Origin of the sequence: Hahella sp. NBU794, from assembly GCF_050749805.1 — a bacterium.
Lineage (GTDB): Bacteria > Pseudomonadota > Gammaproteobacteria > Pseudomonadales > Oleiphilaceae > Hahella.
Window position 1 is genome coordinate 3297713 of the sequence record NZ_CP192738.1, and the last position, 16117, is coordinate 3313829.

Here is a 16117-nt window from a genome sequence, read left to right on the forward strand (position 1 = left end):
TAATTATCCCGGACACCGAATTAGGTGGTACGATCGCCACCATATATAGAGAGGTGTACAATGACCAGAAAGCGACGCTCCTTTTCACCGGAGTGCAAGCAAGAAGCCGCCAAGCTTGTACCTGACCAAGGAGATACCTTATCCCAAGCCAGCACCTCACTCGATGTGGGAGAGAACGCCCTTCGGCGCTGGTTCTCACTGAAACACCATGCGTGACCAAATGATTGCTGACCCGTCCAAACCCGGCGAACAACTCAAGCGTTGCATGCCCTCTGCAAAAGTCCAGATAGTAATCCAGGTCGTCTGAGAACTCGCACGAATGCGCTTGATACAACTGATAGGGGTCCATCTTCCGGCGTAAATCCTTTCTCTATTAGATTAGTCGTCTAAAATCACTGAAACGTCGCCATTTTACCCAAAGCACCTTTGAAATTAGAAGGTTATGTTATCCAGAGATGCGGAGATAAAGCGCCACCACCGCCGGCTAGCATTCAGAATGAAATCCCTATATGGTGATTAATCTGCTACTACTTCACTGATTTATCTCGTTATTCGAAAACGAACCAGAAATCAGGCGAATACGGATTTGAGGAGGAATGATGGCGATCGTGTTGATGACGCTGATTGGCTTAACGGTGGTCGCGTGGCTTTGGCTGGCCCTAATGGCCATTCTGGCGGTGAAGAACGATGACACGCTGGAAACGAGCCAAAAAGCGCTACAGTTTTTTATCATACTCGTGGCCCCACTTTTCGGCTCCTTGATGGCGCTCTATCTGGTAAACCAGTACTCGCCGGAAGCCATACCGCACCGGCTGATTCCATGGCCGTTCAAAAGCTTCTTAAGCAGTTCGGCTCAAGCTTACAGCGGCGGCGTAGACAACTCAGCAGGCACTGCATATGACTTCGCCATCAGCGCGCGTCATGATAGTGGCATGTTCGATATGGGGTCTGATGGCGGCGGTGGTGGCGATGGAGGAGGCGGAGACTAACCCTTCTCTGATAACCACCTGGGTTCCTTCTCATCACCCCAAAATACGCCAATACGCACTCAGTTTCTTCCTGTAGCAAAAGCCAACCAAACATAACAACTTTCCGGGCTTGCAGCCCTTGCCAATTCCTCTTTCTAGCCTAGTTTTTAAACACGATGGTAATACTGGCTGAGGGAGGTTTTATGCGTTTGTATAGCTACAAAATGACCCACGATTCAGGCTTTGCGCCCAATCCTTTTGGTGAGTGCTTAACCTTGGCGACTTGCAAACCCTACATACGAAAAAATAAAAATGTTAAGAGCAGGGAAGAGAACAAGGATAAGGTCAAAGACGAAGACAAGTTCGGAACGTGGATTGCTGGCTTCTCATCCGCTACCTTGAACGGCGACGCAGTTGGTCACGAGCGACTTGTCTATTTGATGGAAGTGTCGGAGAAGCTACCAATCGGGGATTACTATAAAGACGCTCGCTTTCAGAATAAGATTCCAGATATTTCGGCGAAGAGCGCGATAGAGCGAGCCGGAGATAATATTTACGAATTACTGCCGTCAGGCGACCCAAAAGATTACACACACTATCGGCAGGTCAAGAATCCTAGCCACTGGGATATAAAGCAGGATAAGCCTCATATGGGGTGTCAGAAGGAAGATATCTCTGGTGAGAATGTGTTGATTGCGAAGACGTTTTATTACTTCGGCCGCGAACCGCTGGTGATTCCAGATGATATTCGCCCCTCAGTCCCAAAGGGTTCATCAGTCTATGGCAACCTAACGGAAGACGACAGGATTGAAAAGCTTATTTCCTTCATTGAAGAGAAGTACAAAAAAGGCCTGATTCATCTCCCCCACACATTCGACGCCGACGAAAAAATATGTAGTAGCTGCGCCCCCAAACCTACGAAAAAAGCGCCAAAAACGACCTGCGCGCCCCCTAATCAAAATCCCGCTCGCCGGGCAGCCACTCAATCACATTAAAACGTTCGGCGATCTCCCGGTATGCCGGTTGCTGGCGGAATTGTTTGTAGGCGATAGCGAATTCATAGGCGAGTTTCGTGTCGCTTTGGCGGCTGAAGCCAATGTACATGGGTTCGGAGGGGAATAGGGCGCCTTGCAGCGGTTGTACGACGTCTTCCAGGTTTTCGATGGCGGTTTTGCTGCGCAGCATGGCGTTGGAGCCGCCCAGTATGGCGTCGTAGCGGTCGTTGACCAGCATGAGAAAGAGTTGCGCCATGGTGACGGTGCGTTGTTGCAGCGGGTAATTGTTGCGGATTAACGCCACCGCCTCGTCATTGATGTGATAGCCGGTAGGGACGGCGACGCGCCAGCGGGTGACGAAATGCTCCAGCGGCGGATCGTAGAGAATTTCATTGGCGCGGGACTTTTTGATGTAGATCGTGCTCTGTGAAATGTGCAGAAGATTGTCGGGCAGATAAAGGGCGAACTTCTCGCGCTCAATGGACTTCGCCATGTAGGTCACGGCGTTCACTTCACCGCTTTCCAGCATCTTGATGACGCGGGTCCAGGGCAGACGCACGAACTCGACCTTCCATCCCAGACTGGCCGTCACCTGCTTGACGACCTCAGTATGAAAGCCAGTCAGCTCACCGGAATCCGTCACATACTCAAATGGCTTGTTGTTGGCGTCCTCCATGCCGATGATTAAGGTCTGCGCGAGCACCCCCTGCGAAAACAGCGCAAACCAGAGCCACAGACCATAACGCATTACTTTCCCTCCCAGGCAATAGTGACAGTATAGTTACGATCTCCCTGGCGCTCGATAAATCTGCATGAATCTGTCCGGGAACACCTTTTTGTATACAAAGACCGTGGGTTGAGATCGGCGGCTCCGTTTGGAAAACAGAAAAAAAACCGGCGCCGCTGCAAATTCAGCCTGGGCTATTTCTGTTCACCCAACCGGCCTAGCTCAAAAATCCCTGCGACATTTTGCCGCATCCATCTCCCGTAAAGGCTTCATTACTATGCCCTTTTTCTAACATTCAGAGTAAGGGGACATTATGCGCCTGAACCGCGCGATTGGAGCTGTAGCAAGCCTTGCGCTGCCATTGGGGGCCGCGGCGGAAGAGGCCACTGTATTACAAGCGGTGGAAGTGGTGGGAGAACGGCCCGCGTTGGTGACTGAGCCGACGGCTTTACAAACGGAAGTCATGGCGGAGAAACTGGAGAGCATCAACAGTCCAGAGGTATCCGATGCGCTTAAATACGAGCCTAACCTGATCGTGCGCAAACGCTATATCGGCGACCGTAACGCCACCTTATCCTTCCGTGAGACGCACACCACCCAGACTGCGCGCGCCGTGGTGATGGGGGATGGCATCATGCTGAGCAACTTCCTGGGCTCCAGCTTCAACTTCGCGCCGCGGTGGAGCCTGATGCAGCCGGAGGAAATCGAGTGGATCGAAGTGCTGTATGGACCTTACTCCGCGGAATATAGCGGCAACGCCATGGGCGGCGCGGTGATCATGCACGGCCGCATGCCGGAACAGCGTGAGGCGCAGGTGAGCGCGGGCGCGTTCCTGCAGGATTTCAGCGCTTACGGCACAGATGAAACCTACTTTGGCTACAAGACCCACGCCTCCTTTGGCGACAGAAAGGGACCCTGGAGTTACTTTCTGGCGACGGACTGGCTGCAGAACGAAGGACATCCACAAAGCTTCGGCATCGCCTCTGGCGCCGGCGGGGCCCCGGTGGGCAATCCTGTCGAAGGCGCTCATGACTATCCGGCCGGGGGCTATCTGTATAACTCCGCCGGGCGCAGCGACATCGGCGAAAGCGTCAGCAAAATCAAGCTGGGCTACGACATCAACGAGCGCCTGCAAGCCAGAGTGACGCTGGCGTATCTCGACCGTAACGAAGACAGCCTCAACCCGGAAACCTATCTGCGCGACGCCGCCGGCCAGCCCGTGTATAACGGCGACGTGGATATCGACGGCGCCAGTTACAAAGTCAGCAGTCAGCGCCTGGGCGAATCCGAAGCGAAAGACCTGATCTACGGCGCAGAACTGGAAGGCGCGCTGGGAGACGGATGGGAAATCAAGTCCGCCGCGTCCCTGTATGACGTGCTGGAGCAAAAGCAACGCCGTTCTGGAACCAACTATGAAGACGCGCAAGCCAACGGCGCGGGAACCCTGACGGAAGACCAGGGTACGGGCTGGGAGACCGCCGACGTCAAATTCGGCCATCGTCACGACGGCGGCTGGTTGGGCGACCGCGTTTTGTTTGGCTATCACTTTGATCGCTATCGCCTGGATCAGGCCAACTATAACACCACTCACTGGCGCAGCGACGACATCGCCAGCTTGAGCGGCGACACGGAAGGGTCCACCCGCACCCATGCGCTGTTCGTGGAAAACGAATGGACGCTGGCCCCGGCCTGGGGAATGACGCTGGGCGCCCGCCAAGAGTGGTGGCGCGCCTATGACGGCAAGCTGGCGCGGGATTTCGGCGCTGATCGGGTGAGCGCGGCCTATCCGGAAAGAAGCGAATCTGATCTGTCCCCCAAAGCCAGTTTCAGCTATCGCCCCAATGCGGACTGGAGCGCCACTTTGTCTCTGGCGCTTGCTTATCGTTATCCCACCGTGGGCGAGCTGTATCAGGGCTCCATCGACAATACCGGCGCCTTCAACGCCAGCTTCGATCCTGATTTGAAGAAAGAAAAAAGCTTCGCCAAGAACCTGACGGTCAAACGCAGTTTCGACAGCGCCTCGGTGACCGTCAGTCTGTGGGAAAACGACGTGGATGACGCCATCTATCGGCAGACCAATGTGCTCACCGGCGTCACCAATTATCAGAATGTCGATCGTGTGCGCTCTCGCGGCGTGGAGCTGGTGACCGACTTTCAGAACGTGCTGACGCCCGGGCTGGATCTGGACTTCAACCTGTCCTTCACCGATGCGGAAATCCTCAAGAACAGCGGCGCCCCGGAGTCTGAGGGCAAACAGTTTCCCCGCGTTCCCAAATGGCGCGCCAACGCGCTGGCGGGCTATCAGGCGACAGAGCAGTTGCGTCTGGGCGGCGGCGTTCGTTACGCCAGCGATCCCTATGACAGCCTGGACAACAGCGATGGCGACCGTAGCGGCTTTGGCTACACCGACAGCTTCCTGGTGTTCGACGCTCGCGCGGTTTACGCATTGGATGAGCATTTCTCTGTGGCCGGCGGAGTGGATAACTTCACCGACGAACGTTATTACGTCTATCACCCGTATCCGGGTCGAACCTATTATGCGGAGGTCAAATGGAAATATTGAATCTGCGCCTGTTGCGCGTCGCTGTGATGGCGGCTGCGGCGGGTCTTGCAAGCGGCGGCGTATACGCGCACGGCGACAAGCATGCCGCGCACAATGACAAGAGCGGCGGCCATCATGGCGCGGCGGCGCCCGCAGGCCCTTGCGCCGATCCCACCGCGCTGCCGTCATTAAACTGCGCCAAGTCGCCCACGCCGGCGTTCAGCCACGATGGGCGACTATGGATCACCTGGTATTCCCGCGGACATATCTACATCCAGCATTCCGACGATAACGGCGCCACATTCAGCGCCCCTCAGGCGGTGAACCCGATCCCGGAGCCAGTGGACGACCAGGGCGAGGATCGACCGCAAGTGGCGCTGGGGCCGCGTAACGAAATCTACCTGTTGTGGACCCGCAAGCTGGAAAAGCCCTACACCGGGCATATCCGTTTCAGCCGCTCCCTGGACGGCGGCCGCACCTTCAGTGCGCCGATCAATGTGAACGACGATAAAGACGTCATTGCCCATCGCTTTCCTACCTTCCGGGTGAATGACCGCGGCGAGATCTTTGTGGTGTGGGTGGATAAGCGGGATCTGGAAGCGGCCAAGGCCGCCAACAAGGAATATGCCGGCGCTGCGCTCTATTACGGCGTCTCCACGGATAACGGCGCGTCTTTCCAGACCAGCCGCAAACTGTCGGACAACTCCTGCGAATGCTGTCGCATCGCCATGGAGCTGGACGAGCAGGGGCTGCCGGTGATTCTGTATCGACAGGTGTTCGACGGCGGCGTGCGCGACCATGCGGTGATCACATTCAGCGATCTGACCACGCACTCCACGCCGCAACGGGTGAGCGACGACCAGTGGAAGCTGGATGGCTGTCCTCATCACGGCCCGGCGCTGGCGGCGAGTGGCGACCGACAACATCTGGCTTGGTTCACCGCGGGAGAGAACCGTCAGGGGCTGTTCTACGCCCATTCCTCTAAAGACGGCTTCAGCCAACCCATGGCCTTTGGTGGTCCTGGGGCGGAGCGTCCCATGATCGAAGCGCTGGGCGATCACGTTGTCCTCACCTGGAAAGCCTTCGCCGACGACCGCACCCGCACCTTCATGCAGATATCTGAGGACGGCGGCGATTCCTGGAGCGCCGCCACGGAAGTGGTCAATACCGAAGGCGCGTCGGATCATCCGTTGCTGGTTAACGATGGCGACAAGATTTATCTGTCCTGGCAGACGGCGCAGGAGGGCTATCGTTTGACGCCGTTGCCGGAATCCAATGCGGAAGTAGCGGCCAACGCCTCGATCAAGAACGCGGAGAGTCACCATGAACACAAGGAGTCGTTGTGATGGGACGAGTGTTGCTGACCCTGGCGGCGCTGCTGTTCGCCGCCGTCGCCAGCGCCGAGGTTAAGCCGTTCACGGCGGATAGCGTCAAAGCGGTGCAGCAACAGTGGGACGGCGAACCTTACCTGATGGTGTTGTGGTCCATTGACTGCCCGCCTTGTCACAAAGAACTGGAGACCTTGGGCGGACTGTTAAAGGACAACCCGGATCTGGCGGTGACCCTAGTGTCCACGGATCAGGACATGCCTGAAACTCAGGTTATGGAAACCCTGGCCCGTTATAAGATCGAATCCGCCGATAACTGGCGCTTCGCTGATCCAGTGCCAGCGCGTCTGCGACAGGCGATTGATCCCTCCTGGTATGGGGAATTGCCGCGCAGCTATTTCGTTTCCGCCAACGGCGAGCGCAAAGGCCGCAGCGGCCTGTTGTCCGAGGACGCCATTCGCGGCTGGCTGCAGAACGATTAAGTCCTTCTGCGGCGGGCCCGCCATCGTCGCCCATCGCCGCAACTTCTCCCTCCATCCGGTTACTGAGTCTGGGTGGAGGGCGCTCCAAGATTCCGATCGCCTGAACGCCTCAAACTGATTGATTCCAGTCGGTCGGAATTGTCGCCCATCCCGCATTTTGCAACCGCTAATCAAAATCAGTCAAAGAGGAAAGGCGATGGATATAAAAGAGTTTAATTCCTACCTGGATGACGTGAGCCAACGAAGTCCCGATTCGCAGGTGTCCGCGCTGGCGGAAATCTACCGCGATGAGTTCAACCGTCAGTACGACCAGCTGAAAAGCAACGGCGGCAATCTGGGAGCGATGCAGGAGCTGCTGGATATGATCATGCAGCAACTGCGGTCGATCCTGAAAATGGACGGCTCCCAGGATTCTAACCCGTCCAAGCATGATAAAACTGGCGGCATTGACGGCGTCTGTGGCGTCAGCGATCCGCCTGCATTGAACCTGGGCGTGCATAAGTCCAATAAAATCGCTGACGTTGATCTGAAAGATACGTCGGTCAGCTTCGACTCCACCCTGAGCAAAGCCATGCCGAAAGGGCGTCTGTCCGAGTCGGAAGGCAAGGATGTGGCGATGCAGGTCATGGATAACCTGATCAAGGATTTCGGCCTCACTCCAGAGCAGGCGGCGGGGGTAGTCGGCAACCTGTATATGGAAAGCGACGGCATGAATCCGCACATCAACCAATACTCCCAGTTCGGCCAGGGCGCTTCCGACCCTCGCGCATTTGGTTCACCCACGAATGACCGGGTGCAGGACAGCACGGGGTATGGCTGGGCGCAGTGGGGCGAGTCCCGCAAAGACGGACTCATCTCCTTCGCGGAGAATAACGGCATGGACCCTGGCAGCGCCGCCGCCAACTACGGCTTCCTGAAGCACGAGTTGTCGTCCACCTCGGAAAGTGCGGTGATCGACAAATTGAAGAAGACGGATTCCGTTTCCGACGCCATGGTGGTGTTCAGACAGGATTTTGAACGAGCGGCGGTAGGATCGTCGGCGGATCAGGAGCGCCTCAACAAAGCTAACGAAATATACGAGGCGTACAAGAGCAGAACCGCTTAAAACTTAACGAAGACGGACGGGCGCCGGCTCGCCGTCTTTTTTACTTTAGTCTCGCATTTACAATATGTTACATTCCTGTCGCTTCCCGTTGGCCATCGTAGGGGGGCGCGACAGTTCTCCGTTGTCGCCTTCCCAGATCAATGGTCATTTCACGCCGTCGGAACCGGGATTCCGATCATGTCCGTAATCATTGATGAGTAGAGAAGGGGCGACGATGCCGTTCATAGAAGGAATAAAACAAAGCCTGATTTATCCATTTGAGGACCGGGACTGGGTCAGCAAACTCTGGCCATTACCGTTGATCGCCGCCATTCCCGTGCTGGGTCTGATCAGCGTCATTCTTCTGAAAGGCTGGCGCTTCGAGATGGTGAAACGCATCGCGCAGGGCTCCCATGAACTTCCTCCCTTTCGTCCCATTCCCATGCTGAAAAACCGGCGCTTTGTTATGGGTGGTCATGATGGGACACATGTTCATTCCCGGCGTGCTGTGCTCAATTTTAGGGATCGGCGGACCTTTAGGTTTCGCGGCGGATATTTACGACATTCTCACCGACGGATTCAGCGCCTGGGCCAAATCGCAGCCGTCGGACTGGTTGTTGACCTTGTTGGTCTACTTCGTCTGGGGCGTGATTTCCTTTCCGGTATTTCAATCCGGCATGATCCGTTACGCCCTGAGTGGAGATTGGAAAACCTTGCTCAATGCGCCGGCGAATTTTCTGCTGTTTGTCCGGCATGCGCACTACTTTCTGAAGTTCTATATTTACTGGGTGCTGCTGTCACTGGGCATCTTTCTGGCGGATTCCGTACTGGCTTTTACCGGGATTGGCCTGTTGCTGGTTCCTGTCTTCACCGTATGCGCCTATTACATCACTACCGCTCACGAGCTGGGCCTGCTGGCGAGAAAGGTGAATAACGCAAAGGCGGCAAGCGAGATCGCTCCAACAGCATCATGAAGCCCCTCGTCGCAGTGTTTTCAAACTAACTCGGCAAGGAACAATCCCACTCTGCGCCAGCGTATTAGTGCCTTTGCGACGCCGGCGACCACTGCTAGGGTCAACCTACGCCTGCTGATAAAGCGCGGATGTCAGCCCGTTTGGAGCCGCGTTAAGCAGGCGCAGGCCGCCAGCCTGACGATAATGGGGCAGGGGTTGCGCCCCGGAGGTGCATCGACCAGCTTGCGGCGTTCATCCTCTCAACACACTCAGAAGGAGTCTGCGTTATGTTGAAGAAACTCATCGCCCTAATGTCCTTAATCGCCATGTTCAGTGTCGTGGCGCCGGTCAACGCTCAGTCCACGACTGCGACGAATGCAGTCAGCGCCGCCGCGACTATTGACGAAATTGGCGTCAGCCAACATCACTACTACCTCATCTGCATCGCTTATACCTGCTATAAGATCCCCATTCCTCACTGAGATGGTGGGCCGGGTGTGTAAGGCACCGGTGGCGCATTTATGTTGATCGTTAAGGATGGGAAACCATCCTTAACTTTTGTATGGTGAGGACGCCCGATTCAACCTGGCGCGGAGAGCAAATGTCCAAGGTGATTCTCAAGGGATATATCATTGTCCCCCATGAAGATTTAAGCGCTGTAGAGCAGGCGTTGCCCATCCATACGCAACTGACCCTTGAAGAGGAAGGCTGTCTGATCTTCGAAGTCACGAAGCATGACGGCGACCCTCGCCGATTCGACGTCTATGAAGAGTTCGTGGATCGGGCCGCCTTCAATGCGCATCAAGCCAGAGTGAAAAACTCCCATTGGGGCGGAGTGAGCCTCAACGTCGCAAGGCATTACGAAATCTGCGAGGAATGAAATTCTGCGCAATCTTTTTCGAGGCGATAGTCTATTTCGAGGCGATAGCGATCAGCATCTGACGAAGCCATAAATTTCCAGGGTCGGCGTCGTCCCGGGGATGCCAGGCCATGACAACCTCGAAGCAAGACTGTTTAAACGGCGCCTCGAACATATCCAGGTCTTCCGCAAATCGAGCCAGAAAACGGCGGGGCAGGGTCGCAATATAGTCTGTTTGCGCGAGAATCAGGGGCGCCAGACTGTAGTGCTGGACGGAAATAGCGACGCGCCTTTGCGCGCCCAGCCCATTCAATATGTCATCTATCTTGCTCTGAAATCCGCCTCCCATGCCGGACACCATGAGGTGGCCCCAGCGGCAATAGTCGTCCACATCGATGGCGCCCAGCCCCCTCGGGTGACCTTTTCGTTGCGCGACGCAAAACTGGTCTGTGAGCAGGGTTTGGCGCACTAACGATCCAGGTATGGACGCAGGCGTGGCCAGCATGAGGTCAATTTGGCGCCCCTCATGGCTGTCTTGTATAAGCTCTGGTCCCATCTGACGAATAGCAACTTTTATCCCCGGCCCGGCCTCACGACTGACCTGGGCGATGAGATCAACGCAGAGCATGACCGCAAGGTTGTCATTCGCGACAAGAGTAAAAGTGCGTTGAGCGGTTTGCGGATCGAAAGCCGGCGCACGCTCGACGAGTTCAGTCAATGCCCGAATCTCTCGATTCAGCGGCTCTTTTAATGCCAGAGCCCTGGCGGTCAACACCATGCCCCGGCCACTGCTCGCGGGGATGAGCAGCGGGTCATCGAATAACTTCCGCAGCCGCGCGAGTTGGGCTGATAGTGCGGGTTGCGTCATAAACAGCCGCTGAGCCGCTCGCGTGACATTCGCTTCTTCCAGAAGCACAGACAGAGATACCAATAACCCCAAATCCGACGGCCTCATATAATGATCTCTTATAGGTACTAGTCAAACAATCTATTTCAAGCATACCTCAATACCTCCTAAATTGGCTCCACATCAACCTAATCAGGAGAGTTTGAGATGACTACCTTGGATCAAAAAATCGCTATCGGCCGGCAGTTTCATGAAGCGCTGACCACACAGAACTGGTCGCTGCTGGAGGCTGTGCTAACCGATGACGCCACCTGGACATTGCCAGGCTCGAATGAGGCTTCTGGTTCAGGAATGATTGATGGTCGCGAAGCCATACTTGATCAATGTCGATTGATTGTCAGCTATGGCGTTAATTTCGACCTCAAACCCATCCTTGTCAGCCGCGATAATTTAGCCCTGCAGTTACACAACACCGCTGTGAACGGGTCCCGCCGGCTGGATGAGCATCTCGCAACGGTTTGCGTGCTAAGAGGCGACAAGATTGCAGCCATTGAGACATTTCTATCGGATGTGCCGGGGATGAACGCCTTTTTCTCAAAGGACTGATATGGACGCAGAAACCTTTGGAGTGATGGTAACGAGGGTAATGGTAGTAACGATGGAAATGGTAGTAACGAGGGTAACGGTGGGCAATGTTCAACAATGGCGGAGACGGGTATGAAAGCGGAAGAGTACGTCAAATATGACGGTATCGGGCTGGCGGAGTTGATTAAAAAAGGCGAAGTCAGCCTGTCGGAAGTCACGGAGGCGGCGACGGCCGCCATTAACGCAACCAACCCTGAAATTCTTGCGGTGGTGGAAAACTGGGAGGGCGTCACGCCGGCGGAAGCGCGCAAAGACTCGCTGTTATATGGGGTCCCATTTTTAATCAAGGATCTCGGGGTTGTCATGAATGGCAAGAAAAACGAGCTGGGCAGCAAGTTGGCGGAAGGCTTCACGCCAGACTTCGACAGCACCCTGATGACGCATTTCAAACATGCGGGTCTGGTGACGCTGGGACGGACTGCTACACCTGAGTTTGCGATCAGTACGACAACGGAAGCGCGCGCCGTCGGTCCAAGCCGTAATCCGTGGAATACGGACTACAACTGTGGCGGTTCAACAGGCGGATCAGCGTCGGCCGTGGCCGCTGGCATGGTTCCACTCTCTCACGCTACCGACGGCGGAGGCTCCATCCGCGTACCCGCGTCCGTAAACGGTATTTTTGGCCTGAAGCCCACACGCGGGCGGGTCTCTAATGGCCCTCATCTTGATGAGGTATGGAGCGGACTGGTCTCTCAGCTTGGCGTCAGTCGCACCGTGCGTGACAGCGCGGCGATGCTCGACGCGATCAGCATCCCCGGAGTAGGCGAACCCTATTACACTGCGCCGCCGGCGGAAAGCTTTTTAACCTCCGTGGACAAAGACCCAAAGCCGCTTCGTATCGGTCTGATGATGGACCCCGCCAACGGAGCGAAAACCTGCGCTGTCGTAGCGGAATCAGTCGCCAGGACCGCACGGCTGCTTGAAGGCCTCGGTCATCAGGTGGAGGCAGTCAAATTCGACCTTGGCGTGAGTTGGGAAGCGTTTGTACATGCTAACGCCCAGTTCTGGACTCTGAATACCGCCTCCTGGGTGGAACTGATTGCGGAACTCACTGGTCGCCCAATCAATGTAGAAACCCTGGAACAGGCGACGCTCGCGGTGCATGAATACGGCAAGAACGTCAGCGGAATGGATGTACTAGGTGCTTTGGGGACGCGCAACATTGTTTCGCGTAGTCTGGGCGCTTACTTCCAAAACTTCGACATTCTGATGACGCCCACCATGCCAGAGCTTCCGCTCAAGATCGGAGAGTACAACAAGGTTCAGAATCAGGTGGATGGCCTCGGCTGGATCGAACACGTCTTCAAACAATCGCCGTTCACGGCGCTGGCCAACCTCACTGGCGTCCCCTCAATGTCCGTGCCCTCAGGCTACGACAAACAGACGCAACTGCCGATCGGCGCCATGTACACCGCCCAGTTTGGCGATGACAGCGCCTTGTTCAGCCTGGCGGGCCAGATCGAAAGGGCGGCGCCGTGGAACACGAGAACTCCCAAGGTGTGGGCGGGAAGATCGTAGGAAGCTGTTTTCACGCTAATCGTATTAATCGCCGCGTTGACGTTACAGCGCGGCGATTTAATTTCATTGGGTTACAGTCTGGGCGGACAACGCCCCGGAAGGGACAAAACTGTTGAAAAGCCATACAAACTGTGGGTGGGGAGAAAGCGCTCAGGTTTGTAAGGTCTATGAGGTCGAGAGACGGCTCTGGCGTTTAAAAGGCTCCAGACGTATCTTCTCCCGATTTGATAAGCTGGATGTCGTGTTTAAATTTTTCATCCAGTTTGCATTAATTGCTGGTAAGTTAATGAGTGCGAACAGTCCCTGGAAGTAACAAGGTAATCGATGAACATCGTAGATAAAGTAAAAAGAAAAGACGCCATTCGCAAATATATCGGCGTATTGGGTCCAGAGCTGAGAAAGCGGCACGACAAAAAAAAATTCTACAGCGGCGACGAAGTAAAACAGGCCCTGGCCGCCCTGGAGTTGTCCGACAAATTCATCCCTTTTGCATTGGCGCTCTATTGCAGCAAAGACGAATACGAAAAAGCCACCCCGCAACCCGGCGGCAAGGTCATGAACTACGCCGAAGCCAAGACCATCGCGCTGAATATCGCCCTGGCGGGGAGCGCCTTGGGGAGTGGTAGTGACGAGCAAGAAGCCTAGGCGAAACCATTGAAGTAGATAGGTGCAATACAGCGCGGGCTTCTTTATAGCGTAAGAATCCGCTTGCCGCTCACAAGGCCGAATATGACTCAAACAATCACAAAATTTAAGGACGCCTTTGTTCAAGAGCAGGGCAATGGGCGTTTGAACGACGAGGCGAAGCTGGTCGTCGAATATCTGGAGTCTAACGACGTCGAGATCACGTTTTTTACGGATAAGTTTATCCGCCGTCGCAGCTTGGATCTGACGCCGCAATCCTTGGTCATGGCGGATATTCCTTGTATGCATGGCGCCATGAAACAGTTGGGAATCAATATCCCGGTTGCAAACTCCTATCCTGCATCGTTGAAACAATATCTGCGCCGCAATATATGGGAATCGGAGCTGTCACAGCTGCTCGCTGAAATAATGAACGGTCTGTCAGCGCCAGTTTTCGCAAAGCCTGGCGATACTCAAAAGAAGTTTACTGGCAGAGTCTTTGAATCGATGGCCGATTTGTATTTCGTTTCAGGATGCTCGAAGAAGACGCGTATCGTATGTAGCGACGTCGTGCATTGGATATCTGAATATCGAGTCTATGTTGTGAATTCTGAAATAGTCGATATTTCTCATTATGCAGGGAAGACCGACGTCGCTCTCGACGAGGCGGTTGTGAGCGCCGCCATCCAGGCGTTGGACAGAGCCGGTGAATCCTACGCGGGCTATGGCATTGATTTCGGCGTACTGGGTACTGGCGAAACGGCATTGATAGAGATGAACGATGGATACGGTTTGGGCGCTTACAATATCTCCGCCCAGGATTATGGGCGGTTAGTGAGTGCACGTTGGGCCGAAATCGTCGCAACCCTTTAAGGTTGAAACCTACGGCGATAACGTCAGGAGAGACAGTGTTGGCAGAGTAGTAACCTCAGCGTCAACACTCTTGCTCAGCGCGACTTCATAAGATATATCTGTTGTCTGAGGCGATGTTGAATGGAGATTAAGAATGATTTCATGGGCGGTCATTGTAATAGGACTGTTAACGTCCTTCTGTTTCACGGACTTGGGGTCATCATCAGTGATCGAAAGCGAAGTGTGCCCGGCGCTATTCCTACTTTTTGTATTCTATCTCATAGTCAAAATCACTTTTAGTCTTGACCGGCGTGAGGGGGGGCGGCGGATTGGTTCCGGGAGTCTATGTGTTAGGGGATTCGAGCCATGCCGGCGGTGGAGCGGACTCCTGCGGTAGTAGTGATGGCGGATGCAGTGGGTCATAGTGGTTGCGCCGTGTTATTAGCGATATTGAGGCGATAGATATGATTTCATGGGTCGTTAACATAGGCGGATTATGTCTGTCTTACTATTTCACCGATTTGACGTCTCAGTCGGTGTTCGCAAGCGTTATTTGTCCCATTCTGGTCACGTTGTTTTTGATCTCCACTGCGGTAAAAATCGCCTTATCCACCTCGGGTTATTCCGGCGGCCGCTACTCCGGTGATGGCGGAGGCGGCTTCTGTGGCGGAGACGGGGGATGCGGCGGCGATGGAGGGGGCGGGGACTGCTAGGCTCTCTAGAAACCCCCTCTGGCTTATCTTTGTTTCGGCGAATAACCGTAATACTTGCGAAAGGCCGCGCTGAAGTTCTCCGGGTGTCGATAGCCCAGGGTATAGGCGGTCCAGGCGACTTGTTTGCCGGCTTCCAGCAGGCGCTTGGCGCGTTGCATCTTCAACTCCAGTAATTTCCTTCCCGGCGAGACGCCGAAGTAGCGGCGGAAACCGGTTTTAAACCGATACTCGCTCATTCCCACCTGTGCGCTCAAAAAGGCGATGGACAATGGCTGCTCCATTGCGCTTTGCATGAGGTCCACTGCGCGCTCCAGTTTACGGATATCTTCGGCCTGCATGTCACATACGTCATCGATCAGTGCGGTTTGCCGCAGTGTTTCCGCCAGCAGTGTGAGCGCCTGAATACGCTGGCTGAGTGGATCGGCCTGAGATGCGCGTAAGGCATGTAGGTTGGCCAACTCCGCTTTGCTCGTCCGGCGATGCAGCAGGACAGACGTATCTTTAGTCCTGCACAACAAGTGGGCGATGCGCTGCATTCGCGGCGTTCCCAGATACTGCTCTAAACGATCCGCGGAGAAGGCGAGCCTGACTTGCTCTAGATTTTTCGTCGCATTGAACTGACGGAGCCCTTGGGCATCCTGATAAGAAGCAAAAGTAACGCAGCCTGTTTTGAACGGCGCCGTCACTGAACCGCAGCGACTGTGATAGGCGGACTCACCGGCCAGCCCAAAAGTGATGACATACAGCCGCGCGCCGCCCTCTCGTTGTTGGTGTTCTGAATAAGGGGCAGGGAAGCGCTGGCGTAGATGAATCAGACTGAATCCATCCTCCATGTCGGTAATGCGCGCGTTCAGGTTGGGACCGACGCGATCGCGCCAATCAGGGTCTGAACAGGGCTCACCTTCTATCACAGTGATTGCTCCTAATGGCACAGGCATTAAAATGATAATAATTATCATTAGCTGATAGGGTATGTCTAC

General features: G+C 55.0%; 17 protein-coding genes and 1 pseudogene. 15 read left to right on the forward strand and 3 right to left on the reverse strand.

Going from position 1 to position 16117, the window contains the following annotated elements; genetic code table 11:
* Nucleotides 1-60: 60 nt before the first annotated feature.
* The 3 genes and pseudogenes from ACQYWX_RS14685 to ACQYWX_RS14695 form a co-directional block, all read left to right on the forward strand.
* Nucleotides 61-192: pseudogene (locus tag ACQYWX_RS14685) on the forward strand (transposase); the annotation flags it as partial.
* 404 nt (nt 193-596) lie between these two features.
* Complete coding sequence (locus ACQYWX_RS14690) at nt 597-989, forward strand: hypothetical protein (protein ID WP_431689338.1); 393 nt, start codon at nt 597-599, stop codon at nt 987-989.
* 182 nt (nt 990-1171) lie between these two features.
* Complete coding sequence (locus ACQYWX_RS14695; RefSeq protein ID WP_431689339.1) at nt 1172-1963, forward strand: hypothetical protein; 792 nt, start codon at nt 1172-1174, stop codon at nt 1961-1963.
* On the opposite strand, the gene ACQYWX_RS14700 is transcribed toward ACQYWX_RS14695, so the two are convergent.
* Entirely contained in the window at nt 1920-2711 is a 792-nt protein-coding gene (locus ACQYWX_RS14700) for a substrate-binding periplasmic protein (protein ID WP_431689340.1), read from the reverse strand. The two genes, ACQYWX_RS14695 and ACQYWX_RS14700, sit on opposite strands and share 44 nt — an antisense overlap.
* Nucleotides 2712-3003: 292 nt before the next feature.
* Here ACQYWX_RS14700 and ACQYWX_RS14705 point away from each other — a divergent pair, with 292 nt between their 5' ends.
* The 7 genes from ACQYWX_RS14705 to ACQYWX_RS14735 all read left to right on the forward strand — a co-directional run bounded on the left by ACQYWX_RS14705 (nt 3004) and on the right by ACQYWX_RS14735 (nt 9959).
* Nucleotides 3004-5253 (forward strand): TonB-dependent receptor, encoded by a 2250-nt coding sequence (locus ACQYWX_RS14705; RefSeq protein WP_431689341.1) that lies wholly within the window; start codon nt 3004-3006, stop codon nt 5251-5253.
* Nucleotides 5241-6578, forward strand: coding sequence for a sialidase family protein (locus tag ACQYWX_RS14710; protein ID WP_431689342.1), 1338 nt, complete (start codon nt 5241-5243; stop codon nt 6576-6578). The genes ACQYWX_RS14705 and ACQYWX_RS14710 overlap by 13 nt, the downstream gene beginning before the upstream one ends.
* The gene (locus tag ACQYWX_RS14715; RefSeq protein ID WP_431689343.1) at nt 6578-7042 is read left to right on the forward strand and encodes a TlpA family protein disulfide reductase; all 465 of its coding nucleotides are present in this window, start codon (nt 6578-6580) and stop codon (nt 7040-7042) included. Before ACQYWX_RS14710 ends, ACQYWX_RS14715 begins: the two co-directional genes overlap by 1 nt.
* 196 nt (nt 7043-7238) lie before the next feature.
* The gene (locus ACQYWX_RS14720; protein WP_431689344.1) at nt 7239-8147 is read left to right on the forward strand and encodes a phage tail tip lysozyme; all 909 of its coding nucleotides are present in this window, start codon (nt 7239-7241) and stop codon (nt 8145-8147) included.
* 455 nt (nt 8148-8602) lie between these two features.
* Nucleotides 8603-9100, forward strand: a complete 498-nt coding sequence (locus ACQYWX_RS14725) for a hypothetical protein (RefSeq protein WP_431689345.1) — start codon at nt 8603-8605, stop codon at nt 9098-9100.
* 266 nt (nt 9101-9366) lie between these two features.
* Nucleotides 9367-9561: a hypothetical protein gene (locus ACQYWX_RS14730; RefSeq protein ID WP_279506659.1), complete on the forward strand. Its 195-nt coding sequence runs from the start codon at nt 9367-9369 to the stop codon at nt 9559-9561.
* Between the two features lie 119 nt (nt 9562-9680).
* Nucleotides 9681-9959, forward strand: coding sequence for a putative quinol monooxygenase (locus tag ACQYWX_RS14735; RefSeq protein ID WP_431689346.1), 279 nt, complete (start codon nt 9681-9683; stop codon nt 9957-9959).
* Between the two features lie 31 nt (nt 9960-9990).
* Here the strand turns inward: ACQYWX_RS14735 and ACQYWX_RS14740 are convergent, their stop codons facing one another.
* Nucleotides 9991-10893, reverse strand: a complete 903-nt coding sequence (locus tag ACQYWX_RS14740) for a LysR family transcriptional regulator (RefSeq protein WP_431689347.1) — start codon at nt 10891-10893, stop codon at nt 9991-9993.
* Between the two features lie 99 nt (nt 10894-10992).
* Here ACQYWX_RS14740 and ACQYWX_RS14745 point away from each other — a divergent pair, with 99 nt between their 5' ends.
* The 5 genes from ACQYWX_RS14745 (at nt 10993) to ACQYWX_RS14765 (ending at nt 15137) form a co-directional block, all read left to right on the forward strand.
* Nucleotides 10993-11391, forward strand: a complete 399-nt coding sequence (locus ACQYWX_RS14745; RefSeq protein WP_431689348.1) for a nuclear transport factor 2 family protein — start codon at nt 10993-10995, stop codon at nt 11389-11391.
* Between the two features lie 111 nt (nt 11392-11502).
* Nucleotides 11503-12948, forward strand: coding sequence for an amidase (locus ACQYWX_RS14750; protein ID WP_431689349.1), 1446 nt, complete (start codon nt 11503-11505; stop codon nt 12946-12948).
* Between the two features lie 324 nt (nt 12949-13272).
* The gene (locus tag ACQYWX_RS14755) at nt 13273-13593 is read left to right on the forward strand and encodes a DUF6559 family protein (protein ID WP_279506668.1); all 321 of its coding nucleotides are present in this window, start codon (nt 13273-13275) and stop codon (nt 13591-13593) included.
* An 84-nt stretch (nt 13594-13677) separates the two neighbouring features.
* Entirely contained in the window at nt 13678-14445 is a 768-nt protein-coding gene (locus ACQYWX_RS14760) for an ATP-grasp domain-containing protein (protein WP_431689350.1), read from the forward strand.
* A 443-nt stretch (nt 14446-14888) separates the two neighbouring features.
* Nucleotides 14889-15137, forward strand: coding sequence for a hypothetical protein (locus ACQYWX_RS14765; protein ID WP_431689351.1), 249 nt, complete (start codon nt 14889-14891; stop codon nt 15135-15137).
* 23 nt (nt 15138-15160) lie between these two features.
* Here the strand turns inward: ACQYWX_RS14765 and ACQYWX_RS14770 are convergent, their stop codons facing one another.
* Nucleotides 15161-16048 (reverse strand): helix-turn-helix transcriptional regulator, encoded by an 888-nt coding sequence (locus ACQYWX_RS14770; protein WP_431689352.1) that lies wholly within the window; start codon nt 16046-16048, stop codon nt 15161-15163.
* Nucleotides 16049-16117 lie beyond the last annotated feature (69 nt).

What these genes read in the sequence shown, in the direction of transcription:
- ACQYWX_RS14690 (WP_431689338.1), top strand. Translation starts at nt 597, where the DNA reads ATGATGGCGATCGTGTTGATGACGCTGATTGGCTTAACGGTGGTCGCG.
- ACQYWX_RS14695 (WP_431689339.1), top strand. Translation starts at nt 1,172, where the DNA reads ATGCGTTTGTATAGCTACAAAATGACCCACGATTCAGGCTTTGCGCCC.
- ACQYWX_RS14700 (WP_431689340.1), bottom strand. Translation starts at nt 2,711, where the DNA reads ATGCGTTATGGTCTGTGGCTCTGGTTTGCGCTGTTTTCGCAGGGGGTG.
- ACQYWX_RS14705 (WP_431689341.1), top strand. Translation starts at nt 3,004, where the DNA reads ATGCGCCTGAACCGCGCGATTGGAGCTGTAGCAAGCCTTGCGCTGCCA.
- ACQYWX_RS14710 (WP_431689342.1), top strand. Translation starts at nt 5,241, where the DNA reads ATGGAAATATTGAATCTGCGCCTGTTGCGCGTCGCTGTGATGGCGGCT.
- ACQYWX_RS14715 (WP_431689343.1), top strand. Translation starts at nt 6,578, where the DNA reads ATGGGACGAGTGTTGCTGACCCTGGCGGCGCTGCTGTTCGCCGCCGTC.
- ACQYWX_RS14720 (WP_431689344.1), top strand. Translation starts at nt 7,239, where the DNA reads ATGGATATAAAAGAGTTTAATTCCTACCTGGATGACGTGAGCCAACGA.
- ACQYWX_RS14725 (WP_431689345.1), top strand. Translation starts at nt 8,603, where the DNA reads ATGATGGGACACATGTTCATTCCCGGCGTGCTGTGCTCAATTTTAGGG.
- ACQYWX_RS14730 (WP_279506659.1), top strand. Translation starts at nt 9,367, where the DNA reads ATGTTGAAGAAACTCATCGCCCTAATGTCCTTAATCGCCATGTTCAGT.
- ACQYWX_RS14735 (WP_431689346.1), top strand. Translation starts at nt 9,681, where the DNA reads ATGTCCAAGGTGATTCTCAAGGGATATATCATTGTCCCCCATGAAGAT.
- ACQYWX_RS14740 (WP_431689347.1), bottom strand. Translation starts at nt 10,893, where the DNA reads ATGAGGCCGTCGGATTTGGGGTTATTGGTATCTCTGTCTGTGCTTCTG.
- ACQYWX_RS14745 (WP_431689348.1), top strand. Translation starts at nt 10,993, where the DNA reads ATGACTACCTTGGATCAAAAAATCGCTATCGGCCGGCAGTTTCATGAA.
- ACQYWX_RS14750 (WP_431689349.1), top strand. Translation starts at nt 11,503, where the DNA reads ATGAAAGCGGAAGAGTACGTCAAATATGACGGTATCGGGCTGGCGGAG.
- ACQYWX_RS14755 (WP_279506668.1), top strand. Translation starts at nt 13,273, where the DNA reads ATGAACATCGTAGATAAAGTAAAAAGAAAAGACGCCATTCGCAAATAT.
- ACQYWX_RS14760 (WP_431689350.1), top strand. Translation starts at nt 13,678, where the DNA reads ATGACTCAAACAATCACAAAATTTAAGGACGCCTTTGTTCAAGAGCAG.
- ACQYWX_RS14765 (WP_431689351.1), top strand. Translation starts at nt 14,889, where the DNA reads ATGATTTCATGGGTCGTTAACATAGGCGGATTATGTCTGTCTTACTAT.